Source organism: Micromonospora sp. CNZ296 (assembly GCF_007827635.1).
The window spans coordinates 40436-63452 of record NZ_VISW01000013.1 but is presented as its reverse complement, the minus strand read 5'-3'; the positions used below and the strand labels follow the sequence as shown (position 1 = coordinate 63452).

25 protein-coding genes are annotated in these 23017 nt (G+C 73.3%); 10 read left to right on the top strand and 15 right to left on the bottom strand.

Annotated elements, in window-relative coordinates; genetic code table 11:
* The first annotated feature begins 75 nt into the window (after positions 1–75).
* Complete coding sequence (locus tag FB455_RS21545) at positions 76–459, top strand: hypothetical protein (protein ID WP_013287882.1); 384 nt, start codon at positions 76–78, stop codon at positions 457–459.
* A gap of 9 nt (positions 460–468) precedes the next feature.
* Here FB455_RS21545 and FB455_RS21540 read toward each other — a convergent pair whose 3' ends face one another.
* The gene (locus FB455_RS21540) at positions 469–999 is read right to left on the bottom strand and encodes an SRPBCC family protein (RefSeq protein WP_145754809.1); all 531 of its coding nucleotides are present in this window, start codon (positions 997–999) and stop codon (positions 469–471) included.
* Between the two features lie 3 nt (positions 1000–1002).
* Positions 1003–1311, bottom strand: a complete 309-nt coding sequence (locus tag FB455_RS21535; RefSeq protein WP_186461614.1) for a metalloregulator ArsR/SmtB family transcription factor — start codon at positions 1309–1311, stop codon at positions 1003–1005.
* An 87-nt stretch (positions 1312–1398) separates the two neighbouring features.
* Between FB455_RS21535 and FB455_RS21530 the strand changes: the two genes are divergently transcribed.
* Positions 1399–2328, top strand: coding sequence for an LLM class F420-dependent oxidoreductase (locus FB455_RS21530; protein WP_145754803.1), 930 nt, complete (start codon positions 1399–1401; stop codon positions 2326–2328).
* Positions 2329–2620: 292 nt separating this feature from the next.
* On the opposite strand, the gene FB455_RS21525 is transcribed toward FB455_RS21530, so the two are convergent.
* Entirely contained in the window at positions 2621–3034 is a 414-nt protein-coding gene (locus tag FB455_RS21525) for a hypothetical protein (protein WP_145754800.1), read from the bottom strand.
* Positions 3035–3101: 67 nt separating this feature from the next.
* Here FB455_RS21525 and FB455_RS21520 point away from each other — a divergent pair, with 67 nt between their 5' ends.
* Positions 3102–4328: an FAD-binding protein gene (locus FB455_RS21520; RefSeq protein ID WP_145754797.1), complete on the top strand. Its 1227-nt coding sequence runs from the start codon at positions 3102–3104 to the stop codon at positions 4326–4328.
* Between the two features lie 61 nt (positions 4329–4389).
* Here FB455_RS21520 and FB455_RS21515 read toward each other — a convergent pair whose 3' ends face one another.
* From FB455_RS21515 to FB455_RS21495, 4 genes are all read right to left on the bottom strand, one after another.
* Complete coding sequence (locus FB455_RS21515) at positions 4390–5529, bottom strand: site-2 protease family protein (RefSeq protein ID WP_145754795.1); 1140 nt, start codon at positions 5527–5529, stop codon at positions 4390–4392.
* An 83-nt stretch (positions 5530–5612) separates the two neighbouring features.
* Positions 5613–5819 carry a DUF397 domain-containing protein gene (locus FB455_RS21510; RefSeq protein WP_030271682.1) on the bottom strand — a complete coding sequence of 69 codons (207 nt, stop codon included), beginning with the start codon at positions 5817–5819 and terminating at the stop codon, positions 5613–5615.
* A 232-nt stretch (positions 5820–6051) separates the two neighbouring features.
* A complete protein-coding gene (locus tag FB455_RS21500) occupies positions 6052–6252 on the bottom strand; it encodes a DUF397 domain-containing protein (protein ID WP_030271680.1) in 201 nt (66 codons plus the stop codon).
* The gene (locus FB455_RS21495; protein ID WP_030271678.1) at positions 6245–7123 is read right to left on the bottom strand and encodes a helix-turn-helix domain-containing protein; all 879 of its coding nucleotides are present in this window, start codon (positions 7121–7123) and stop codon (positions 6245–6247) included. Before FB455_RS21495 ends, FB455_RS21500 begins: the two co-directional genes overlap by 8 nt.
* Before the next feature lie 367 nt (positions 7124–7490).
* Here FB455_RS21495 and FB455_RS21490 point away from each other — a divergent pair, with 367 nt between their 5' ends.
* Together FB455_RS21490 and FB455_RS21485 are read left to right on the top strand one after the other, a co-directional pair.
* A complete protein-coding gene (locus FB455_RS21490) occupies positions 7491–7805 on the top strand; it encodes a DivIVA domain-containing protein (protein WP_030271676.1) in 315 nt (104 codons plus the stop codon).
* A complete protein-coding gene (locus tag FB455_RS21485; protein ID WP_013287870.1) occupies positions 7802–8056 on the top strand; it encodes a hypothetical protein in 255 nt (84 codons plus the stop codon). The genes FB455_RS21490 and FB455_RS21485 overlap by 4 nt, the downstream gene beginning before the upstream one ends.
* 14 nt (positions 8057–8070) lie before the next feature.
* Here FB455_RS21485 and FB455_RS21480 read toward each other — a convergent pair whose 3' ends face one another.
* Complete coding sequence (locus tag FB455_RS21480; RefSeq protein WP_145754792.1) at positions 8071–8922, bottom strand: alpha/beta hydrolase; 852 nt, start codon at positions 8920–8922, stop codon at positions 8071–8073.
* 139 nt (positions 8923–9061) lie between these two features.
* Here FB455_RS21480 and FB455_RS21475 point away from each other — a divergent pair, with 139 nt between their 5' ends.
* Positions 9062–9805: an SDR family NAD(P)-dependent oxidoreductase gene (locus FB455_RS21475; RefSeq protein ID WP_013287866.1), complete on the top strand. Its 744-nt coding sequence runs from the start codon at positions 9062–9064 to the stop codon at positions 9803–9805.
* Between the two features lie 40 nt (positions 9806–9845).
* On the opposite strand, the gene FB455_RS21470 is transcribed toward FB455_RS21475, so the two are convergent.
* The gene (locus FB455_RS21470; protein WP_013287865.1) at positions 9846–10736 is read right to left on the bottom strand and encodes a L,D-transpeptidase; all 891 of its coding nucleotides are present in this window, start codon (positions 10734–10736) and stop codon (positions 9846–9848) included.
* A gap of 73 nt (positions 10737–10809) precedes the next feature.
* Complete coding sequence (locus tag FB455_RS21465) at positions 10810–12255, bottom strand: alpha-amylase (RefSeq protein ID WP_047893734.1); 1446 nt, start codon at positions 12253–12255, stop codon at positions 10810–10812.
* A 291-nt stretch (positions 12256–12546) separates the two neighbouring features.
* Between FB455_RS21465 and FB455_RS21460 the strand changes: the two genes are divergently transcribed.
* Genes FB455_RS21460 through FB455_RS21445 form a run of 4 tightly spaced genes read left to right on the top strand, consistent with a single transcriptional unit; the run spans position 12547 to position 17269 of the window.
* Positions 12547–14247 carry a ferric reductase-like transmembrane domain-containing protein gene (locus tag FB455_RS21460; protein WP_145754789.1) on the top strand — a complete coding sequence of 567 codons (1701 nt, stop codon included), beginning with the start codon at positions 12547–12549 and terminating at the stop codon, positions 14245–14247.
* Positions 14244–15710: an NADH-quinone oxidoreductase subunit NuoF family protein gene (locus FB455_RS21455; protein WP_013287862.1), complete on the top strand. Its 1467-nt coding sequence runs from the start codon at positions 14244–14246 to the stop codon at positions 15708–15710. Before FB455_RS21460 ends, FB455_RS21455 begins: the two co-directional genes overlap by 4 nt.
* Positions 15711–15725: 15 nt before the next feature.
* Positions 15726–16313 (top strand): redoxin family protein, encoded by a 588-nt coding sequence (locus FB455_RS21450; RefSeq protein ID WP_145754787.1) that lies wholly within the window; start codon positions 15726–15728, stop codon positions 16311–16313.
* Positions 16310–17269, top strand: a complete 960-nt coding sequence (locus FB455_RS21445; RefSeq protein ID WP_145754785.1) for a cytochrome c biogenesis CcdA family protein — start codon at positions 16310–16312, stop codon at positions 17267–17269. Before FB455_RS21450 ends, FB455_RS21445 begins: the two co-directional genes overlap by 4 nt.
* Here FB455_RS21445 and serS read toward each other — a convergent pair.
* The 5 genes from serS to FB455_RS21420 all read right to left on the bottom strand — a co-directional run bounded on the left by serS (position 17256) and on the right by FB455_RS21420 (position 22918).
* A complete protein-coding gene (gene serS, locus FB455_RS21440; protein ID WP_013287859.1) occupies positions 17256–18539 on the bottom strand; it encodes a serine--tRNA ligase in 1284 nt (427 codons plus the stop codon). The two genes, FB455_RS21445 and serS, sit on opposite strands and share 14 nt — an antisense overlap.
* A gap of 427 nt (positions 18540–18966) precedes the next feature.
* Positions 18967–20103 carry a DNA polymerase III subunit beta family protein gene (locus FB455_RS21435; RefSeq protein WP_145754782.1) on the bottom strand — a complete coding sequence of 379 codons (1137 nt, stop codon included), beginning with the start codon at positions 20101–20103 and terminating at the stop codon, positions 18967–18969.
* A gap of 31 nt (positions 20104–20134) precedes the next feature.
* The gene (locus FB455_RS21430; protein ID WP_145754779.1) at positions 20135–21310 is read right to left on the bottom strand and encodes a saccharopine dehydrogenase NADP-binding domain-containing protein; all 1176 of its coding nucleotides are present in this window, start codon (positions 21308–21310) and stop codon (positions 20135–20137) included.
* A 31-nt stretch (positions 21311–21341) separates the two neighbouring features.
* Positions 21342–22478, bottom strand: a complete 1137-nt coding sequence (locus FB455_RS21425; protein ID WP_145754777.1) for an alcohol dehydrogenase catalytic domain-containing protein — start codon at positions 22476–22478, stop codon at positions 21342–21344.
* A complete protein-coding gene (locus tag FB455_RS21420; RefSeq protein ID WP_013287855.1) occupies positions 22475–22918 on the bottom strand; it encodes a hypothetical protein in 444 nt (147 codons plus the stop codon). The genes FB455_RS21425 and FB455_RS21420 overlap by 4 nt, the downstream gene beginning before the upstream one ends.
* Between the last annotated feature and the right edge of the window lie 99 nt (positions 22919–23017).

Here is a 23017-nt window from a genome sequence, read left to right as displayed (position 1 = left end):
TCGATGCGTCCCGAGGTGGCGAACCGAGTACGCGTGCTCATTCGCCCGGCCCGTCGGCCGGGCAGGATCGAATGCGTGACAACGAGACGTACGCTGCTCGGCGGTCTGCTCCTGGCGCTGGCCACGGCCGGTGCCTGGGTGGCGTGGCTGAGCTGGGAGTCCGGCTGGACCGTGGACCCGCAGACCGGCGACATGAGCGGGCCGTACGCGGTCTGGCAGGTCGCCGCCGCGGTGCTGACCCTGGGCGCGCTGGCCGCGGTAGGCGGCTGGTGGCTGAACATCTGGCTGGTGGCAACGGTGATGACAGTGGCGTTCACCGTCCCGTGGGCGGTGCACGCCGCCTCGACCGACGACACCGGCCTGTGGGCGGTCGGGGCGGCGCTGGTGGCCATCGGCACGACCATCGGGACGACGCTGGTCGGCGGCGCCGCCGGGTGGCTGCGCCGCCGGACCGCGTGACGGGCGTCGTCAGTCGCGGTCCAGACGTTCGGCGTACGCGTCGCGCAGTTCCGCCCAGCCGAAGTCCTTCGCCTCCGCGCCCCGGATCGGGCCGACCGGGTCGCCGTCGAGCAGGTGCGCGGCGACGTCGAGGCAGAGGTGCCAGCCGGCGGCCGTCATCGGGGCGAGGTCCGGACCGCCGACCCGGTGCCGCAGCGTGAGCGTGGTGCCGTCGGCGGTCGCGGTCAGCTCCCAGCGGAGCAGGTCGTCGCCCCAGGTGTACTCCAGCAGGTGCGGCCGGTCGGCGCGCAGCACCCGGGCCGCCGCCGGGTGGGTCTGGTCGCCGTCGACGGTGCTGAGCACGGCGTCACCGGTACGGCCCAGGTCGCGGTCGGCCAGGAACGGCGCCCACTCGGCGAGCCGATCCGGGTCGGTGAGCGCGGCCCACACCGTCTCCGGCGGGTGCCGCAGGGCGCGGACGAAGACCAGGTCCCACCTGTCGTTCGCGGGTTCCAGATGCACCCGGGCGGGCGGGCCGGGACGGAACGTGTCGCGGTCCATCGGTCACTCCTGACTGTCGAGATGGCGTTCCAGGGCGTCGAGGTGTGCGGTCCACATCGACCGGTACGGCCCGAGCCAGTCGTCCACTACCCGTAGCGGCGTGGTGTCGATCCGATAGATCCGCCGCTGCGCGGCAGTACGGCAGGTGACCAGGCCGGCGTCGCGGAGCACCCGCAGGTGCTTGGAGACCGCCGGCTGGCTCATGCCCAGCGCGTCCACCAGCTCGCCGACACTGCTCTCCGCCCGGCGCAGCCGGTCGAGGATGCGGCGCCGGGACGGCTCGGCCAGCACTGTGAAGGCGTCGACGGTCACCCCTGCAATATGCCTCATCAGTTATATGCCTGGCAAGGAATGACAGGTCGCGCTGCCCCGGCCCGGCCGGCTCCATATGCTCGGGGGATGGAACTGCGGATCTTCACCGAGCCCCAGCAGGGGGCCACATACGACCAGCTCCTCGCTGTGGCCCGCCGCGCGGAGGAGACCGGCTTCGCCGCGTTCTTCCGCTCCGACCACTACCTGAAGATGGGCTCGGTGAGCGGCGACCCCGGCCCGACCGACGCGTGGACCACGCTCGCCGGGCTGGCCCGCGACACCACCCGGATCCGGCTCGGCACGCTCATGACAGCCGCCACGTTCCGGCTGCCGGGCCCGCTGGCGATCACCGTGGCGCAGGTCGACCAGATGAGCGGCGGCCGGGTCGAGCTGGGCATCGGCACCGGCTGGTACGCCGAGGAGCACTCCGCGTACGGCATCCCGTTCCCGTCGCTGGGGGAGCGGTTCGACCGGCTGGAGGAACAACTCGCCGTCATCACCGGGCTCTGGTCCACCCCGGCGGGCTCCACGTTCGACTTCCCCGGCACGTACTACCCGGTCAGCGACTCGCCCGCGCTGCCCAAGCCGGTGCAGCGCCCCCGCCCGCCGATCCTGCTCGGCGGCATGGGCCCGAAGCGCACACCCCGCCTGGCCGCCCGGTACGCCGACGAGTTCAACCTGCCGTTCGCCTCGGTCGAGGACACCGTCGCGCAGTTCGGGCGGGTACGCGACGCGTGCGCCCGGATCGACCGCGACCCGTCCACGATGACCTGGTCCAACGCGCTCGTGCTCTGCTGCGGCCGCAACGAGGCCGAGGTGAAGCGCCGCGCCGAGGCGATCGGCCGTGACCCCGACGAACTGCGCGCCAACGGCGCCGCCGGCACGCCCGCCGAGGTGGTCGAGACGCTCGGCCGGTATGCCGAGGCGGGCAGCTCGCGCGCCTACCTCCAGGTGCTCGACGTGAGCGACCTGGACCACCTGGAGCTGGTAGCTGCCGAGGTGATGCCCAAGATCTGACCCGGCCCCTGCCCGCCGCCCGTCGCGCCTCCCGGATCCCGTCGAGATCTTGGTACCAAACGGCCCCCATAGGGGCCCTTTCTTACCAAGATCTCCATCGGTCCCACCTTGCGAAACGACTATCTCGCGTTACGGGAGGCACTCCCGCACCACCGCCGCAACCCCGCGATCTTGCGGTTGCGGCCCTTTCAGTGCCGGATTTACGGCTCTTGTCGGGGCAGCAACTGCATGATCAACGGTGTGGGCGCCAGAACTCCAAGATCGTCGCCGAGTCGCGTGAGCGCCGGGCGCGTCAGCGTGGGGTTGCGCGGCGGACGGTGTCGAGGCGGCCGTCGCGGTCGCTGTCCAGGTACGTCACGTCGGGCACACCGTCGCCGTCCAGGTCGACCTGCACCACGTCGGCCACGCCGTCGCCGTCGAGGTCGGTCACCACCTCGACGGAACCGTCCAGGTGCCGGGTCACGATCGACCGGCCCGACACCTGGCGCGGCGGCGGCCCCGGATGGGGCACCGGGTCCGGCTCGGGCTCGGGCGTGGGCCCCGGCACCGGCGCGGTCCCCACGGGCCCCGCCCCGGCCGCGGCAGGCGGCATCCCCACGGCGGCAGGCGGCATCTCCGCGGCGTCGGGGTCCACGCCGGTCGGGTCGATCTCCTCCTCCGACGGGTACACGTCGCCGCGGAGGCTCGGGTCGCGGTAGCTGCTCATCCCGCCAGGATTCCCGCCGAGTGGCCGGGGCAACCCTGCGGGCGCATGATGGCGCATGATGCAGCGCATGACGGACACCAACTGGGCCGGAAACGTCAGCTGGTCGGCGCGTACCCGATCGCGGCCGACCTCGACCGACGACCTGCGCCGGCTGGTCGCGGAGGCCGACCTGGTCCGGGCCGTCGGCACCGGCCACTCGTTCAACCGGCTCGGCGACACCACTGGTACCCAGATCGCGCTGGACGGCCTGCCGCCCGCCGTCGCGCTCGACCCGGACCGCGGCGCCGTCACCGTCGCGGCCGGCGTCCGCTACGGCGACCTGGCCACCGCGCTGCAGGCTCAGGGGTACGCGCTGGCGAACCTCGCCTCGCTGCCGCACATCTCGGTGGCCGGCTCGGTCGCCACCGCCACCCACGGCTCCGGCGTGCGGAACCGCAACCTCGCCGCCGCCGTCGCCGCGCTGGAACTGGTCACCGCCGACGGCGACCTGATCACCGTCGACCGGGCCGACCCGCGGTTCGCCGGGCTGGTGGTCAACCTGGGCGCGCTGGGCGTGGTCACCCGGCTCACGCTCGACGTGGTGCCCACGTACGAGATCCGGCAATACGTCCGGCTCGGCCTGCCCCGCGCGGCGCTGGACGAGGCGCTCGACGCCGAGTACAGCGTCAGCGTCTTCACCTCGTGGCGTTCGGAGCGTTTCGACCAGGTGTGGGTGAAGCAGTACGCCGACCAGGCGCCGCCGCCCGCCGACTGGCTGGACACGGAGGCGGCCGACTCCCCCCGGCACCCGGTGCCCGGCATGTCGCCGGAGCACTGCACGGCGCAGCTCGGCGAGCCGGGGCCGTGGCACGAGCGGCTGCCGCACTTCCGGCTCGGCTTCACCCCGAGCAGCGGCGACGAGTTGCAGTCCGAGTGGCACGTGGCCCGGGACGACGCGGCGGCGGCGCTCGCCGCGCTCGACCCGGTCGCCGACCGGATCGCCGCCGTGCTCCAGATCTGCGAGCTGCGGACGATCGCCGCCGACGAGCTGTGGCTGAGCCCGAACTACCGGCGCCACTCGCTGGCGCTGCACTTCACCTGGATCGGCGACCCGGTGGCGGTGGCGCCGGTGCTGGCCGAGGTGGAGACGCGGCTCGCCCCGTTCGCGCCGCGCCCGCACTGGGGGAAGCTGTTCGACCGCGATCCCGCCGCCGCGTACCCCCGGCACGCCGACTTCGCCGCGCTGCTGCGCGAGTTCGACCCGAAGGGGAAGTTCCGCACCGCCGAGATGGACCGCTACTTCCCCCGGGACTGACGGCGCCGACTGGGCATGCGCTCCCGGCCCTCGCTTCGCTCGGTGCGGTCACTCATGCGGGTCAGCGCCCGGCCGGCACCTGCTGGCGCAGGCTGCCACGCTGCACCGCCCGGCTGATGTCGCTGGGCGAGACGATGCCGACCAGCTGGTCGCCGACCACCACGAGCGCCCGGCCGTCGGTGCACTCGTTGAGCCGGGGCAGCAGGTCGGTGAGCTGCTCCTCCGGGCGGGCGAGCACGAGTTCGTCAGTCCGGCAGGACACCTCGGCCAGGGTGGTCGACGCGCGGCGGTCCGCCGGGATGCTGCGTACCCGATCGAGCGTGACCAGGCCGACCGGCCTGCCGTCGACGGTCAGTGGGAGCGCGGAGTGCCGGTACGCGAAGAGGTAGTGGTCGACGAAGTCGGCCACTGTGAGGTCGCCGGACGCGGTCTGCGGCTGCGGCGTCATCACGTCGCCCACCCGGATGCCGCGCAGCGCGTCGCCCATCCGTGCGGCGCGTTCCTCCTGGCCGGCGGCGCCGAGCAGGAACCAGCCGATCAGCGCCAGCCACAGCCCGCCGAACCCGGCGCCGGTGAAGAACCGCCACAGCCCGAGCCCGATCAGCACGACGCCGAGCACCCAGCCCGCGCGGGCCGCCACCACGGACGCCTTGGTCCGGTCGCCGGTGAACTTCCAGACCGCCGCGCGCAGCAGCCGCCCGCCGTCCAGCGGGGCGGCCGGCAGCACGTTGAAGATCGCCAGCAGCACGTTGATGCCCGCCAGCCAGGCCAGCGCGCCGAGCAGCAGCCCGTGCCCGCCCGCGGCGGCGACCGCTACCGCGATCGCCGCGAAGAACACGCCGATGATCAGGCTGACCAGCGGCCCGACCCCGGCGATCCGCAGCTCGGCGCCCGGGTCCTTCGCCTCGCCCTTCAGCTCGGCGACGCCGCCGAACAGCCACAGCGTGATGCCCTCGACCTCGATGCCGTTGCGCTTGGCGACCACGGCGTGCGCCACCTCGTGGGCGAGCAGGCCGAGGAAGAAGACCACGGCGGCGGCCAGACCGGCCGCGAAGTAGGCGACGGGGGAGTGACCGGGGTACGAGGATGGGAACAGGCTCGCCGACAGCGCCCACGCGATCAGCACGAAGATGACCAGGACACTCCAGTTGACGCCGACCGGTACGCCCGCGATCCGGCCCAGACGGAAACTCGCCCTCATGTTCCCGTCATACCCGGCGGACCCACCCGCACACCAGGGCCGGGTGGCATCTCACAGGGCACCAGGGCAGAGCCCTCAGGGCGTCAGCGGCGGAAGGACCGCTGTTTGACGCTCGCGATGAAGGTCGACCAGGCTGCCCGGTCGAAGGCGAGGGCCGGACCGGCGGGGTCCTTGCTGTCGCGTAGCCCGACCACGCCGGGCAGGCCGTCGGCGACTTCGACGCAGTTTCCAGAGCCGTTGCTGCGGGTGCTCTTGCGCCAGGTCACCGCCGCCTGGTTGACCTCTTCCACCCGCGCGTCCTCTCACAGCTCGTCGATCGCCCCCAGGATGAGGCTACCCGCGCGGGTCTCGACGTAGACGACCCCCGGATCGGCCGGCTCGGGAAGGTCAGCACGCTTAAGGTGCTGCCCATCGACCCGCACTCGTCCGCGCCGAAGATCAGGATCTGGATGGTGCGGCCGGGCCGGTCCGCATCGTCCGGCAGCACGTCGTCGTACGCCTGCCACCAGCCGAGACGGCCGGTCACTGGCCGAGCGTCTCGTTCTTGACGGCCCGGATGAAGGCGGTCCAACTGCTAGGCGGGAAGGCGAGGGCCGAGCCGGCGGGTTCCTTGCTGTCACGTAGCCCCACGACGCCGGGCAGGCCGTCGGCGACCTCGACACAGTTGCCACCGTTGTTGCTGCGACTCGACTTGCGCCAGACTGCGCCGGTCAGGTCAGGCACGGGAGTACTCCTCTGCGACTTGCTGGATCAGACTCTTCGATCGGGACTCGGTGAGGGCGCGGCTCGTCATGTCGGCCCAGATGGTGTCGTAGGCGGCAATCTCGTGCGGCTTGTCGAGGTAGATGGCGCCGGTCGCTGCCTCCAGGTAAGCCACCGGTGGTTCCAGCTCCTTGCCGTTGCTGTCCTTCGGGAAGTCCAAGATCGAGAAGGCTCCCGCCATGGCCCCGGCATGCAGCCCGGCGGAAAATTCCACAACTTGGACGGTCACGTTGGGTAGCTCTGCTGCCTTCAGGATCTGGTGAAGCTGTTCGGCCATGATCGTGGCGCTGCCGACTCGTCGACGCAACACGGCCTCGTTGATTATCACGCTGAGTTGCGGCGCGGAGAACCGGGTGAGAAGCGCCTGCCGCTCGACGCGCAGTTGGACCGCCCGCTGACGCTCGCTGCTGTCCTTCGCGTCGATCGAGCCGCCAGGCGTTCGGAAGACCTCCTCGGCGTAGGCGCGTGTTTGGAGCAAGCCGGGAACCAGTTCGGCCTCGTACTGCCGGATGGTGGATGCGGCAGCTTCGAGCCCGATGTAGAGCTGGAACCAGCGCGGTAGGCCCGAGCCGACATAGTCGTGCCACCAGTTCTTGTTCTCTCTGGTGGCTGCCGTCAGGGCAAGCAGCAGCTCACGGTCGTCGGCGGATGCGCCATAGAGGTCGAGCATCTGTTGTACGTCTGCCTGCCGGAAGCGGACGTGCTCGGCACCGTTCTCGATCCGATGCAGCGTCGCCCGCGCTCGGTCCAGACGTTCCGCAGCCTGCTCCATCGTCAGTCCTGCGGACTTGCGCAGTGACTCGAACTTGCGGCCGATCTGCCGCCGCAACATCGTCGAGCCGGTGACTCCTTGTGACACGCACTGCCTCCGACTGCGGTTGTTCCTCAACAAGTGGACGTCCAATTGAAGCGCCGTCCTGTCTCGCAATCAATAGACACGTCACAGCGAGTATCTTTCTTTGGGTAGGTCGCTATCGCCAAGCTGCTATTGCAATGTTGCAATTGCGCTTGTCCAGTGCTTCACTGCCTCTGCGGCCACTGTGGAGTTCTCGCTGCTCAGTGGCCATGTGAGCCCTGCTGACGTACTGCTGGTCGAAGGCTGCGGTGGCAGGTGCCGGGGTGGGTCCGCCGGTGCGGGGCGGGTCGGCGGATCCACCCCTTCCACGGTTCGATCTCGACGGTGAGAGGCAGGTCCTGCCATGCGCGTCTTCCTCCGGCGTGTCCGGCGTCGCCGGCGGTCGGTCCTCGGATCGACCTGCTATCGCTCGTCGGCCTACCACCCGCTGCGCCCCTGGCAGGTGCGCGAGCGGAGCTTCCGGACGACCCCGCTGGGCCGGCGCGGGCTCGACCCGCAGGAGGTGCGGGAGTTCCTCGACCGCGTCGCCGGTGACCTGGCCGCCGTCTACGACGCGCTGGCGCAGAGCCGCCGGGAGACGGACCGGATCAAGAACGCGCTGCGCCGCTGGCAGTCGGAGCAGGCCCAGGCCCGCAACGAACGGGGGTACGACAGGTGACCGAGCGCTGGGTGATCCATCTGCCGGTCGTCGTCAACGACCTGCTCTCCGCTCAGCGGCTGGCGAGGGTGGTGGCGCACTGGACCCACGTTCTGCCGCAGACCGAGCCGGGCGGCACCACTGTCTCGGCGGAGGACGACCAGAACGTCCGCCACTGGGTGTTCTGCGACCGGTTGCTGCCCGGCGGGCAGCGGTGTCTGCTCCGGCCCGGACACGACGGTGAGTGCTCCCGGCGGTTCCGGCCGCGATGAGCGACCGCCGGGGGTCAGCGCCGTCGAGGGGCCTCGGCGACCACCGTCGGGGAGAACTCGTTCGCCGCCTCCACCGCCCACTCCAGCGCGAAGTCCGCCTCCTCCTCCCAGCCCGGTTCGCCGCCGACGAAGTGCGACCGGCCGGGGAACCCCCGGTAGCCGGTGAGCGCCGTCGAACTCCGGTAGAGGTTGGAGATGCTGGTGGCCAGCGATGCGGGCACCACGTGGTCCTCGCCGCCCGCGGTGATCAGCAGCGGGGCGCGGTCGCTGCGCTTCTTGTCGATCTCGGTGGCCGAGTTCGGGTCCAGATTGGCGAACGCCGCCTCGAACAGCACGTGCCCGGCGCCCGGTACGGCGTACCGTTCCCAGGCCGCGTCGGACTGCTCCTGGCTGATGGTGTTGCCGAAGGCGTACCGGAAGTCCTCCGGGGTGAACGGCACGGCGCGGTGCCGGTTCGCCGGGTTGTGCAGGATCGAGTACCCGGAGCGCAGCGTGCTGGGCGGCAGCTTGAGCACGCCCCGTACCGGCGCGGGGTGCACGGCGACCACCGCGGCGCCGAGGCGGCGGTCCGCCAGCAACTGGGCGATCAGGCCGCCGAACGAGTGGCCCATGATGATCGGCGGGCGCGGCAGGTCCCTGATGATCGCCTCGTAGTGGTCGGCGATGTCGGCGATCCGCTGCGCGGCGATCGGCGCCGGGTCGGCCCGCAGCTCCTCCACCTCGCGGTCCATGCCGGGCCAGGCGGGCGTGAGCACCTGGAAGCCGCGCGCGGCGTACCGCTGCGCCCAGTGCTCCCAGCTCCGCGAGGTCATCCAGAGCCCGTGGATGAGCACGATCGTGTCGACCCGTCCCGTCGGTGCGCTCATGTCTAGTCTCCCCGTTTCGCCGCTGGACGGCCCGCGCGTACCCGGACTGGGTGCCGGCAATCCTGTCTGATCGAACGGACAGGGAACGGACGGGTGGCCCGGATGATCAGCGTCCTGAGTCGACTGTCAGGATGACGGCATGACGGTCAGACTTGCCGACAGGGTTGCCCTGGTGACGGGCGGGAGCCGGGGTATCGGCGCTGCCGTCGCGCGCCGGCTGGCCGAGGACGGCATCCACGTCGCGTTCACCTACCGCACCGCGGAGGACAGCGCGAAGTCCGTGGTGAGCCAGATCGAGGCGTACGGCCGGACCGGGCTGGCGATCAATGCGGACAGTACCGACGCGACGGCCGTGGTCGGCGCCGTGGAGCGGACCGTCGCCGAGTTGGGGCGGTTGGACATCCTGGTCAACAACGCCGGGGTGTTCGCGGGTGGGCCGATCGAGTCGGTCAGCCTTGAGGCCCTGGACCGGGCGATCGCGGTGAACGTGCGCGGGGTCTACCTCGTCACCCAGGCGGCGGTACGCCACATGGGTGCGGGTGGGCGGATCGTCAACATCGGCAGCAGCTTCGCCAGCCGTGTCCCGGCACCCGGGGTGAGCGCGTACGCGATGACCAAGAGCGCCGTGAACGGGCTGACCCGGGCGCTCGCCCGCGAGCTCGGTCCGCGTGGGATCACCGTCAACCTGATCCTGCCCGGCTCGACCGACACCGACATGAACCCGGCGGACAGCGCGGGCGCGGACGGGCAGCGGTCGCACATCGCCCTCGGCCGGTACGCGGATCCGGACGACGTGGCGGCGACTGTCAGTCACCTGGTGGGCGCCGGCGGACGGCACATCACCGGCGCGTCGATCGCGGTCGACGGCGGCGCGACGGCCTGAGCGGATCCGGGCCGACGGCCGGCTGCTGGGCCGAGCCCGGTCAGGGCAGGCGGTCGACCACCACGAAGGCGGTGCCCGGCTCGACCTCGGTCAGCAGCAGGCGCTGGGCGCTGCGGGTCAGCCGGATGCAGCCGTTCGTGACGTTCTTGCCGAGCGTGTCGTCGTTGTACCAGCTGTGCAGGCCGATGTGGGCCCCGCGCAGCCCGGTCGGCACCGCGCCCGGGTCGTCGGGGATCGCGCCGAGGGCGAAGATGTCGACGCCGCCGTAGACGGCCTCCGGGGGCGGGGTGCGGCCCAGCACGAACGTGCGGCCCAGCGGGGTGAGCTGCCCGGACATGCCGAGGCTGACCGGCCAGGTGCGCATCGCGCGCCCGTCCCGGCTCCAGGTGAGGCGGTGGGTGCGCCGCTCCACCACGATCTGGTCGCGCAGCACCACAGTGGTCCAGCCGCCGGACGGCAGCCAGGCGATGGTGCGGTTCGCCGACGGCAGCAGCACCGCCGTCCAGCCGGAGCGGCGGTCGACGATCGGCACGGTGAGCCGTACGCCGCTGATGGTCGGCGCGAGGAACGCCAGCGGCCGGCCGCCCGGTGCGTCGTAGGCGGCCACGTTCCGGTTCGGGCGCAGCCCCTCGCTCAGCGGGCGGGTGTCGGCCGGGTCCGGGTCGGGCGGGAAGCCGCGGGGCGCCGGGTCGTAGGTGACCACCGGCAGGTCGTCCGGTGCCGGCGCGGCGGGCGGCACCGACTCCACCGGCGACGGACTCGGCGCGGCGGTCGTGGCCGGGGGCGCGGCGGCGGGCGGCGCCGCCTGGCGCGCGGGCGCGGCGGTGAGCGCGCGGCCGACCAGCAGCGCGGTGACGAGCAGCAGCGGTACGGCGAGCGCGGCGATCAGCCAGCCGGGAGGCCGGCGCGTGGCGAACCGGTCGAAAAGCACGAAACCGACTGTAACCGACCGGAAGCCCCCGTACCCGGTACTGCGGGTACGGGGGCTTCGCGGCCCGGGTGGCTCAGCTGAGCTTCGCGCCGATGTGGATGGCGATTCCGTCGTGCGCGGCGATGTTCGCGGCGAACCAGCCGGACGAGTCCACGGTGATCACCGGGCCGCTGCACGAGCCGTTGCTGAACGTGCCGTGGATGACGTCGCAGTAGCGGCCCGCCGGCAGCCCGGTGTAGTACGACCGGCCGTTCACCGCGCTGTCCTCGTCGTTGATCGTCAGGTAGCCCTTGCCGGTACGGCTGAACGCGATGTGCTGGTAGCCGTTGTCGTACCAGTTGGAGACCCCGGCGCCCTCGGTGGCGTTGCGGAAGCCGACCATGTTGGCGATGACCGGCCAGCGGTGCTCGCACTCCCAGCCCGAGTAGCAGGTGACGTTGGTGATCCGGTTGCTGCCGTCGGCGGGCGGGCCCTGGTCCCGGCCGCTGTAGGTGAAGCTCGACATCACCGCCGGGGTGCCGTACGGCCAGGCCAGCATGAACGCGTTGGCGAGCGCGTACGTGCCGCGGTTGCGGTAGGTGAGCACGCCGCCCTCGCGCTGGGTGTCGTGGTTGTCGGTGAAGACCACCGCCTTCGCGCTCGACAGGTAGCCCCAGGACTCGCCGAAGTTCCGCAGGTACGCGAGACGCTCGTTGTTGAACATCCGGGCCAGGTCCTTGCCGTACCGGAACTCGTGCACGTCGCCGTTGCCGGTGTACTCGGTCGGCTGGATCGGCTCACCGGCGCCGTAGATGACCTCCTGCACCAGGTACGCGCTGCGGTTCAGCTTGGCCTTGATCGCCGCGATGTCGGCGGCCGGCATGTGCTTGCTGCCGTCCAGGCGGAAACCGTCGACGCCGAGCGAGAGCAGGTCGTTGAGGTACGCGGCCAGCCGGCCGCGCACGTACTCCGACTCGGTCTTGAGGTCGGCCAGGTTGACCAGCTCGCAGTTCTGCACCTCGTACCGGTCGTTGTAGTTGGCGATGTCGTTGTTGCCGTTGCGTCCGCAGTAGTGGAAGTCCTGCGCCGAGTAGACGCCCGGGTAGTTGTAGTGGCCGTACGACGAGCCGGCCCAGCCGGTGCCGCCGTTCTCCTGGCCGGACATGTGGTTGACCACGGCGTCGACGATCACCTTGACGCCCGCGGCGTGACAGGTGTTCACCATGGACTGGAACTGCGCGCGGGTGCCCTTGCGGGACTCGATCCGGTAGCTGACCGGCTGGTACGACACCCACCACGGGCTGCTGTTGACGTGCTCCTGCGGCGGGGACACCTGCACGTAGCCGTAGCCCTTCGGGCCCAGCGTGCTGGTGCACTCGGCGGCCACCGAGGTCCAGTTCCACTCGAAGAGCTGGACGATGACCTTCTTGGCGCCGGGGGTGGCGGCGGCGGCCGGGGGTGCCGCCGCGGTGAGGGGGACGAGCAGACTCGCGGCCAGACCCAGGGCGAGCGCGGCGGCGCGGCATCGGCGTCGATGCATCAGGACTCCTGCGGGGTGCGGGGGATGCGGGGGAGTGGAGCCTGTATCAGTGCCGGCTTCTTGCAACCAGCCTGAAATTTTGCGGCAAGGTTACGAGCCTGTTGCAAAGTCTGTCAACGCATGGGCATCCGTCGTTGCGTCAGGCGCTACACGCGCGTCCGGTCCGGACGGTTCGAGAATCCGGCCGAGAAATTCGCCACCGGAGGTGATCCGTCCGCGCCGTCCCTCCGTACCTGAGGTGGGAGCAGGGTCGGCCGGTGGGGGCGCCGCCGCGAGACGATCGAGGAGCAGATGGCCCGGGCACAGCAGAACGAGAAGGCGACGACCGTCCGGACCACCACCACCAGTCGTGGTGCCCGGACGATGTCGAAGTCCGCGATGGTGGCGCTGACCGCCTCCGCGCTCGGCCTCGCGTGGGCCGGGGTGGAGCTGGCCGGCGCCGGCGGCGTCATGTACTCGTACGGATTCTTCTTCACCGAGTTCTTCGCCGGGGTGGTCGCCCTGGTCTCGCTCAGCATCACCGTGATGCTGGGCCTGCTCGCCACCGACCGCCTGGTGCTGCTCATCCGGCACCGCGTGCTGCTCCAGTCGGCGCACCGCGCCACCGGCGTGCTCGGCGTGGCCGGGCTGGTCTTCCACGTCATCACCAAGGTCGCGATCGGCCGGGCCGGGCCGACCGACGCGGTGGTGCCGTTCATCAGCGGCAGCGGCCTCTACATCGGGCTCGGCACCGTCGCCGCGCTGCTGATGGTGGGCGTGCTCTGGACCGGCCTGATCCGGGTCCGGTTCGCCGGCGTCGGTCCCAAGTGGTTCTGGCGCGGACTGCACTCGATGGCGTACGTGTCCTGGCCGTTTGCGCTCGTGCACGGCCTCAACGCCGGCCGGCCCGCCGCCGGCTGGGTGGTGCTGAGCTACCTCGCCTGCGTGGTGCTGGTGGTGATGGCGCTGCTGGTCCGCGTCTCGGTCCACCTCGGCAAGCGCAGCCGCGAGCAGCACCAGGCCGTCGCGCTCAACAAGGCGATGGCCGGCAAGGGCGAGGAGCGTACCGGCGTGTTCGCCGCGCTCACCCGGAAGAAGGCCGCGGACAAGGAGGACAGCGGCGCCGGCCGGGGACGCTGGGCCGAGGCGACAGCCACCTGGACCGCACCGGCGGGCACCGCCCGGCGGCGCGACCCGGAGCGGTTCGCCGTACCCGTGGTACCGGAACCCGGGTCGCTGCGCGAGCCGGTCCGCGCGGCAGCCGCCCGGCGGCGCGACGCCGAACCGGACGCGCCTGCCCGGCGCGCCCGCACCCAGGAGGCGCCCGCCCGCCGCCGCGACGAGGAGCGCGAGCCCGTCGTCCGCGCCCGGGACGAGGAGGCGGCGCCGGCCCGCCGGACCGACGGCGAGCGGTCCCGCCGCCGTCGGCGCGACGACGAGGAGCGCGTGACCCGCCGGTCCCGGAACGAGGAGCGGGTGAGCCGCCGGTCCCGCGACGACGAGGATCTGGTCGCCAGGTACTCGGCTCCGCCGGAGAGCGGCGGCCGGCACTCGGCGCCGCCGGACACCGGCGGCCGCCACTCCGCACCCCCGGACAGCAGCCGGTACGCCACCGCGGCCGAGGTGGCCCGCTACTCCGCGCCGCCGCGCGCCACCGACGAGCCGGAGGAGCCGTGGGACAGCCCGCGCCGCTGGGAGAGCCGCCCGATCTCCGGTGAGCCGATCTCGGCCGGCCCGATCTCCGGCACCCCGCTCTCGGCCGAACCGCTCAGCGGGTCCGGCCGCCGCTACCGCGACGAGGAGGACGTGCCGGAGGAGCCGGACTACTGGCGCCCGCCGGCCCGCTACGCCGCCGACGAGGCGTTCGTGGACGACACCCCGACGCTCGTCGACCTCGCCTCCCGCCGGGCGATGCGCGCGGGCAAGGAGAGCCGGTCCGGCCGTCGCAAGCGGGCCGACGCGGACGCGGTCGACGGCGCGTACTGGGCCGGGCTGCGAGGTGAGGCCCGGTGACGCGCACGACGGTCCCGCCGGTCGCCTGTGTCGGCGAGCCCCGCCTGACCGCCGGGTTCGCCGAGTTCGGCCGGCTCGACCTGCTGGCCCACGAGGAGGTGCACGGCCCGATCGGCCCGATGGAACCGGCGGCGCTGCTGCGACTCGCCGAGGCGATCGACCTCAAGGGCAAGGGCGGCGCGGGCTTCCCGTTCGCCCGCAAGCTGCGCGCCGTGCTGGAGTCCTGCGAGCGGCAGGACCTCGGCGCCGTGGTGGTGGTCAACGCCACCGAGGGGGAGCCGGCGAGCTGGAAGGACAAGGTGCTGCTCACCCGCGCCCCGCACCTCATCCTGGACGGCGCCGCGCTCGCCGCGTTCGCGCTCGACGCCGAGGAGATCGTGATCGGGGTGGCCGACGACGACGTGGGCCGGCCCTCGCTGACCGAGGCGTTGCAGGAACGGCGGATGCCGGTGCCGACCACCATCGTCACGGTGCCGCACCGGTTCATCTCCGGTGAGGGCGGCGCGCTGGTCAACGGCATCAACGGCCTGCCGCACATCCCGCCCGGCACGAAGAAGCGTTCCAGCGACTCCGGCGTCGGCGGTCTGCCCACGCTGCTGTCGAACGCCGAGACGTACTCCCAGCTCGCCGTCGCCGCCCGGATCGGCCCGTACGAGTACGCCGCGCTCGGCACCGACGACGAGCCGGGCACCGTGCTGCTCACAGTCACCGGGTCGGCGAAGCGCCCCGCCGTGGTGGAGTGCGCGGCCGGCACCCCGCTGCGGGAGATCCTCGACCTGTGCGAGGTGCCGCCCGGCCCGGGCATCCTGATGGGCGGCTACCACGGCAAGTGGATCACCGCGGCGGCCGCCGAGCGGGCCGAGGTGTCCCGCAAGGGGCTCACCGCCGTGGGCGGCACGCTCGGTGCCGGCATCATCGTGCCGCTCGGTGCCGACACCTGCCCGCTCGGCGAGGCCGCGCAGGTGGTGCGCTACCTGGCGGGCGAGTCCGCCGGGCAGTGCGGCCCGTGCAAGATGGGCCTGCCCGACCTGGCCCGCTCGGTCGACCTCGCGGTCTCCGGCAGCGCACCCGTCGAACTGGTCCGGGCCGCCGCCGGCGACGTCAAGGGACGCGGCGCGTGCAGCCACCCGGACGGCACCGCCCGGTTCGCGCTGTCCGCCATGGAGGTGTTCGCCGACGACCTGCGGCTGCACGCCACCGGCGAGGGCTGCGGCAAACGCGTCAAGGGCATGATGGGCCTGCCCGGCGCGCCGGACGCCAACCCGCAGAAGCTCACCCTGGACTGGTCACGCTGCGACGGCCACGGGCTGTGCGCGCACGTCGTACCCGACTTCATCCGGCTCGACGGCAACGGCTACCCGGCGTTCCCGCCCACCCCGGTGCCGACGTGGCTGCGCGAGGGCGCGCTCAAGGCGGTCAAGGTCTGTCCCGAACTCGCGCTCCGCCTGGTCCGGGCCGAGTAGAACCAGGAGCCGCCGATGCGTACCGCCGCTCGTGTGACAGCCGTCGCCCTACTGGCCGCCACGCTCGCCGCCGCGACCGCCTGCGCCGCCGGGCCCGAGCCCGGGGACCGGGCCGGAGCGGTCGCACCGGCGCCCCCGGCCGCCGCGTCCCCGTCCGGGCCGGCATCCGCACCGGCGTCCGCGTCACCGGCCGCGGTGCCGGCCGCGCTGTCGTTCACCGGCAAGACCCTCGACGGTACGGCGTTCGACGCCGCCGCCCTGGCCGGGCGGCCGGTCGTGCTCTGGTTCTGGGCGCCCTGGTGCGCCACCTGCGCCAGCCAGGCGTGGACGGTGGCCGAGATCGCCCCGGCCTACCGCGACACGGTCCCCATCGTCGGCGTCGCCGGACTCGGCGAGCAGAAGGCGATGAAGTCGTTCGTCACCGAGTTCGACCTGGGCGGCACGACACAGATCGACGACCGGGCGGGCGCGCTGTGGCGCCGGTTCAAGGTGGCCGAGCAGAGCACGTTCGTCGTCCTGGACCGCACCGGCCGGGTCGTCCACCAGGGATTCCTGGACGGCGAGGCACTGACCCGGCAGGTCGAGACGCTGGCCCGGGGATGACCGGCGCGCTGCTGCTCGCGCTCACCGCGGGCATGCTCGGCGCGGTCAACCCGTGCGGCTTCGCGATGCTGCCCGCGTACCTCTCGCTGCTCGTCGCCGGCCCCGACGGCGGGCGCGGCGCGGTCGGACGCGCGCTCACCGCGACCGCCGGTCTCACCCTCGGGTACGTGCTGGTGTTCGGCGCGTTCGGGCTCGCCCTGGCGCCGGCGGCGGACTGGCTGCGGCCCCGGCTGCCGTGGCTGACGGTGACGCTCGGCGTGCTGCTGGCGCTGGCCGGATGCTGGCTGCTCGCCGGCCGGCGGCTGCCCACGCCGCGCCCGCTGCGTGTCGCGCCCCGGCTCACCCGTACCTGGCCGTCCATGGCGCTGTTCGGCGCGGCGTACGCGCTCACGTCGCTGACCTGCGCGATTGCGCCGTTCCTGGCGATCGTGGTGACCAGCCTGCGGGCAGGGTCGCCGCTGCGCGGCCTGGCGCTGTTCGGCGCGTACGCGCTGGGGATGGCGCTCGTGGTCGGCGTGGCCGCGCTCGCCGTGGCGCTGCTGCGCGGCCGGGTCGTGGCGCGGCTGCGCGGCGCGGGCGCGTGGGTGCCGCGGCTGAGCGGCCTGGTGCTGCTGGTAGCGGGCGGCTACGTCGCCTGGTACGGCTGGTACGAGGTACGCCTCGCCCAGGGCCGCTACGACGCCTTCACCGACCCGGTCATCCGCACCGCCGCCCGCATCCAGCAGTCAGTGGTGAGCGCCGTCGACACGCTAGGCCCCGCCGTCCTCACGGCGCTGCTCCTCGCCGCCCTCACCCGCCGCCCCCTCTCCCGCCCCCGCCCCCTCTCCCGCGATCTTGCAGTTGGTGCCCGGGCGGAAGGGGTGAAGCGGACTTCTCGCGGGCCGGAAGTGCAAGATCGCGGGGGAGAGGCGGGTGGGGCGGGGACGGGGGCGGGGACGCGGGTCAGCGCGGGGTGAGGCGGTCGGTGCCGAGCTTGTCGCGGAGGACCTCCGGGACCACCACCGAGCCGTCGGGCTGCTGGCACTGCTCCAGGATGGCCGGGAACAGGCGGCTGGTGGCGAGCGCCGAGCCGTTGAGCGTGTGCACGAAACGGGTCTGCTTCGCGCCCGGCTCGCGGTAGCGGATCGCCGCCCGGCGGGCCTGGTAGTCACCGGCCCAGGAGACCGACGACACCTCCTTGTACTTGCCGGTGCTCGGCATCCACACCTCGACGTCGAGCGTCTTCTTCATCGAGGCGCTCGCGTCACCGGCGGCGAGCAGGCTGGTCTGGAAGTGCAGACCGAGCTTGCCGACCAGGCCCTCGACGTGCCCGACCATCGCCTCCAGCGCCTCGCCCGCCTGCTCCGGCAGCGTGAACTGGAAGATCTCCACCTTGTTGAACTGGTGGCCGCGCACGGTGCCGCGCTCGTCGGAGTGCGAACCGGCCGCCTCGCGCCGGTAGCACGGCGTGTACGCGAACGCCTTCAACGGCAGCTTCGGCGTCTCCAGGATCTCGTCCTGGTACGCGCCGAGGATCGCCGTCTCCGCGGTGGGCAGCAGGAACTGGCCGCGCGAGGACGACTGCTTGTCGATGTGGTAGACGTCGTCGTGGAACTTCGGGAACTGCCCGGCGGCGAAACCGGCGCTGTCCAGCAGCAGGTGCGGCGGGAGCAGGAACTCGTAGCCGGCCTGGATGTTCTGCTCGATCAGCCAGTTCACCAGCGCCCACTCCAGCCGGGCGCCCAGACCGGTGTACATCCAGAAGCCCGAGCCGCCGAGCTTCACGCCCCGCTCGTGGTCGACCAGGCCGAGCGCGCGGCTCAGCTCCACGTGGTCGCGTACCTTCTCGATGGCCGGCGCCTCGCCGAACGTCCGCACCACCCGGTTGGCCTCCTTGCCGCCGGGGACCACGTCCTCGGCGGGCAGGTTCGGCAGCTCGCTCATCGCCGAGCGGAGCCGGGACTGCACCTCGTCGAGCTGGGACTCCAGCTCCGCGAGCTGCTTGCGCTCGGCCTCCGGGGCGACCGGCTGCGGCGTGCCGCCGGACCGTTTCGCCTCCGCGTACGCGCGCGCCTCGGCCTTGCGGCGCTGCCGCTCGGCGTCGATCTCCGTGATCAGGGCGCGTCGTTCCTGGTCGAGCCGCTGGATGTCGTCCAGCGCCCGGGTGACCTCGGCGGGATCCAGACGCTTCGCCAGCGCGGTCGCCACCGCCTCGCGATCCTTCCGGATCAACTCCATGTCGAGCATGCTGCTCGTACGCCTCCGTCCAGGCAGTCAGGTGGGACCTCCAGATGCTACCGTCGCGCCCCCGCCGCCCCGGCCCGGCCCGCGCAGCCCGCCGCCGCGAGGCCCTTTCCGGTGACGGTGCGTGGTGGTGCCGCCGTCGGTGCGCCGTTCTCACTTTCCGTGATGGTGCTCCGGTGCTGGTGCCGCCCCGCTGCGGCTCGCTAGTTCGCTGAACTGGTCAATCTCGCGGATCCGCTCTCCGGCGGACATGTCCCTCCGGCGACTTTGCTCTGCAGCCACCGACGCGGCGTTCGACGGAGCGTCAGCGTCGCGCGGATGGCTGCAGAGCAAAGTGCGCGAGGGGTGACGCACCCAGGAGGGCGGCGGCGTCACGCACAGTCACGGATGCCTGCCGCAGAGCGGTACCGACGCCGACGAGCGCGGAACGTCAGAGGCGTACCGGCATCAGGACCGAGAAGGCGTGCGCGTCGTCGGCCCGCCGTACGGCCAGCGGGGCGATCGGGCCGTCCAGCTCCAGCACGAGCTGGCCGTCGCCGGACCCCAGCGCGTCCAGCAGGTACTCGCGGTTCACCGCCACCCGAAGCGCATCCGGGCCGCCCGCGCCCGCCGCGCCCTCCCCGCCCTCCACGCCCCCGGCGGCGACCACGCCGTTCGGGTCGACCAGGCGCAGCTCACCCCGGCCGTCCAGGCCGAGCGCCACCACCTCGTGCTCGACTCCCTCGTGCGCGCGGTGGCAGACCGGGACGCCGTCGGCGGTGAGCGCCGCGCGCAGCGCCGCGCCGTCGAACGGGATCCGGTACGTGGGCACGTCGCCGAGCTGCGCCCGCAGCAGCCGCCGGTAGTCGGGGAAGTCGTACGGCAACGGGACGGCGGTCATCGGCCGGCCCGCCACCGTGACAGTCACCCGGTCGGTGGCGACGACGACCTCGGCGGAGTCGGCGCCGTCGAGGTCCAGCAGCGCGCGGAGTTCGTCGACGGCGGCCACCGGCAGCAGCGCGCTCACCGGCGGGCCGTCGACGGTGCCGCCGACCCGGGCCACGGCGAGCCGGTGCCGGTCGGTGGCGACCAGCCGGACGCCGTCCGGCTCGACCTCCACCAGCACGCCGGACAGGACCGGCAGCCCGGGGTCGGCGCCGACGGCGAAGCGTACGGCGTCCACGGCGGCGGCGAGGTCGGTGCGGGACAGCACGAGGCGGGTGGTCACTGTGATCTCCTCCGGGTCGATCAGGCTACGGATCCGGGAGAGTTCGCGACGCGCGTCGGCCAGGCCGTCCTCCAGGCGGCGCAGGTGCGCGTCCAGCAGCCGGTGCACCTCGGCCGGCCGGTGCCGGTTCCGCAGCGCCTCGGCGATGCCGGCCAGCGGCATCCCCACCCGGCGCAGCCCTGCTACCAGCCGGGCCGGGTCCACCTGCTCCTCGGTGTACCAGCGGTAGCCGGTCACCGGGTCCACCCGGGCCGGGGCCAGCACGCCGGAACGGTCGTAGAACCGCAGCGCGCTGACCGTCAACCCGCTGGCCCGGGCCAGTTCGCCGATGCTGCGAAGCTCGCTCTCCACGGCCGTCATCCTGTGACCTCAAGCGGGTCGAGGGTCAACCTCACGCCGGCAGCGTGCGGAACGTGATGCCCGCGCGTACCAGCCGATCCAGCAGCGCGTCACCCATCGCCGTGACCGGCGTGACCTGCCCGGCGGTCTCCGGCAGGTCGTCGAAGGCCAGGCAGAGCGCCGACTCGGCGAGCATCTTGGCCGTCTCGTCGTAACCCGGGTCGCCGCCGGCCACCTCGGTCACCACCCGCCGGTCGCCGGCGGTGCCCACGAACCGCACCCGGAACCACGACTTGGCCCGCTGCTCGGCGGTCGGGCCCTGCCCGGAGGCGAGCCGCCCGAGCAGCCAGCGCCGCGTCGGCGCCACCTTCACCAACCCCACCACACCGGCCAGTCCGACGCCGGCGACCAGCACAGTGGGCAGCCGCTTCATCGCCGCGAAGTGCCGGTAGCGGAAGTCCGGGCCGTACTCCGGGCGGGCCGCCGCGGACCGGCGGACCACCTGCGGGTCGATGGTGGGCAGCGGCACCGCCCACTGGCCGAACTCGCGTACCCGGCCGACCTTGCCCGGCACCGCGCGGACCCGGCGTCCGTCCGGGCCGGGCTCCATCGCCCGGCGGGCCCGCGCCGCCCGGCTCATCTCACCGGTACGGGAGAACGCGGTGAGCGCCGAGTGGTACGTCCCGGCGGAGAACCGGCCACCGGCCCGCACGTAGCCGTCCACGGCGATCGGCCCGTCCGCCGGCAGTTGCTTGACCGTGTACCAGACGCCCAGGTCGTGCGGGATCGAGTCGAAACCGCAGGCGTGCACCAGGCGCGCCCCGGTGCGCACCGCCTCGGCGTGGTGCCGCACGTACATCCGGTCGACGAACTCCGGCTCGCCGGTGATGTCGAGATAGTCGGTGCCGGCCGCGGCACAGGCGGCCACCAGCGGCTCGCCGTGGTGCACGTACGGGCCGACTGTCGTGGCCACCACCCGGGCGCTCTCCGCCACCGCCCGCAGCGACGCCGGGTCGGTCACGTCGGCGGTGAGCAGCGGCAGGTCGGCCAGGGCCGGGTCGATCGCGGCCAGCCGCTCCCGCACCGCGGCCAGCTTGTCCGGGTTGCGCCCGGCTAGTGCCCAGCGCAGCCGGTCCGGCGCGTGCCGGGCCAGGTACTCGGCGGTCAGTCCGCCGGTGAAGCCGGTGGCGCCGAACAGGACGAGGTCGTACGGACGGTCTGCGCGCATCCGCCGAGTGTGCCATCCACAGCGCCCACCTTCACGGGGTGAAGAGCACCCGGACGCAGCCGTCAGCCCGGTCCCGGAACAACGCGTACCCCTCGGCGCCGCGCTCCAGCGGCATCCGATGGGTGGCCAGGTGCTCGGTGACCAGCTCGTCGCGGGCCATCCGTTCCAGCAGCGCCGGGATCGCGGCACTGCCCCGGCGCCGGGCGGCGCGGACGGCGAGCCCCTTGTCGGCGAACGCGCCGAGCGGGAACCGGTCCACGAATCCGGGCCGGGCGCCGAGCACCACCACCACGCCGCCCTTGCGACAGGCGTGCACCGCCTCGCGCAGCGCCGCCCCGCCGTCCGGCTCGGCCACCGGCCACCGGCCCGGCGCGGCCGGCACCCCGGAGGCGTCGACGCACACGTCCGGGCCCCGGCCGCCGCTGCGTTCGCGCAGCTCGGCGAGCACGTCCACGTACCTGTGGTTGAGCGCCTCCACGCCGTCGTGCCCGGTGACCATCCGCAGCCGGTCGTCCCGGTCGTCGACCACCACCACCCGGTCCGCGCCCCGGGCCACCGCCGCGTCGGCGGTGAGCTGGCCGACCGCGCCCGCGCCCCAGACCGCCACCACGTCGCCGGGGGCGACCTCGCCCAGCTCGGCGCCGTACCAGCCGGCCGGTGCGGCGTCGGCGGCGAACACCGCCCGCTCGTCGCTCACCGACTCCGGCACAGCGAACGCGCCCACATCGGCGTACGGCACCCGCACGTACTCGGCGTGACCACCGGCGAAGCCGCCCAGCCGGGCCGGGCGGCCGTACCCGCCGGCGGGCGGCTGCCCCCACTCCGGCTCGGCCACCACGCCGCTCGTGCCGTTGTCACAGCACGCCGGCAGCCCTTGCCGGCAGAACCAGCACGCCCCGCAGGCCACCGCCGCGCCCACCACCACCCGGTCGGCGACCCGGTGCCGGCGTACCTCCGGACCGACCTCGACCACGTCGCCGAGGAACTCGCGTCCGAGCACCTCCCCGGCGGACGCCTCGGGCACCTGCCCGGCCAGAAGCGGCAGGTCCGCGCCGCAGGTCGTGCTCCGCCGGACCCGGACGATCATGTCCTGGGCGTTGCGCAGCTCCGGGTCCGGGACGCGGCGCACCTCCACGAGACCGGCTCCCGCCCAGCACAGCGCCCTCACGTCACGGTCCCCGGCCGGTCCAGCGGCGAACGGTCCGCCCGCAGCACCTCGCCGGTCTCCAGGAGCTGCTTGGTCTGCCGCAGCACGTGGCGCAGGAACCGGCCCGGGTCGTCGCCGACCAGGTGTGCGGCGAACCCCGGGAGCGTGCACTCCCCGCCCAGCGGGCGGACCGCCAGCTCGGTACCGCGACCGCCGGGGGCCGGACGGGCCCACAGCTCGACCGCGCCGTCGAGGCGGCGCAGCGGCTCGGGCCACCGCCCGGCCGGGAGCACCTGCTCGGGCGCCCCGGCGATCGTCACCACCTGCCACCGGCCCGGCCGCGGGTCGGCGCCGGACCGCCGCGCCCGGCGGCGGGCCAGCACCCGCGCGCCCGCCGGAGCCAGCACCCGTACCCCCGCCAGCACCAGCACGCCCGCCGCCAGCCGCCCGCTCCGCGCCACCTGACCTCCCGCCGTCCCCGAGTGACCGACCAACCCGTCCGGCCACCCCGCGTGCCTACAGGGTGCGCGCCGCCCGGGTGAGCGGGGTTCGCCCCGAAG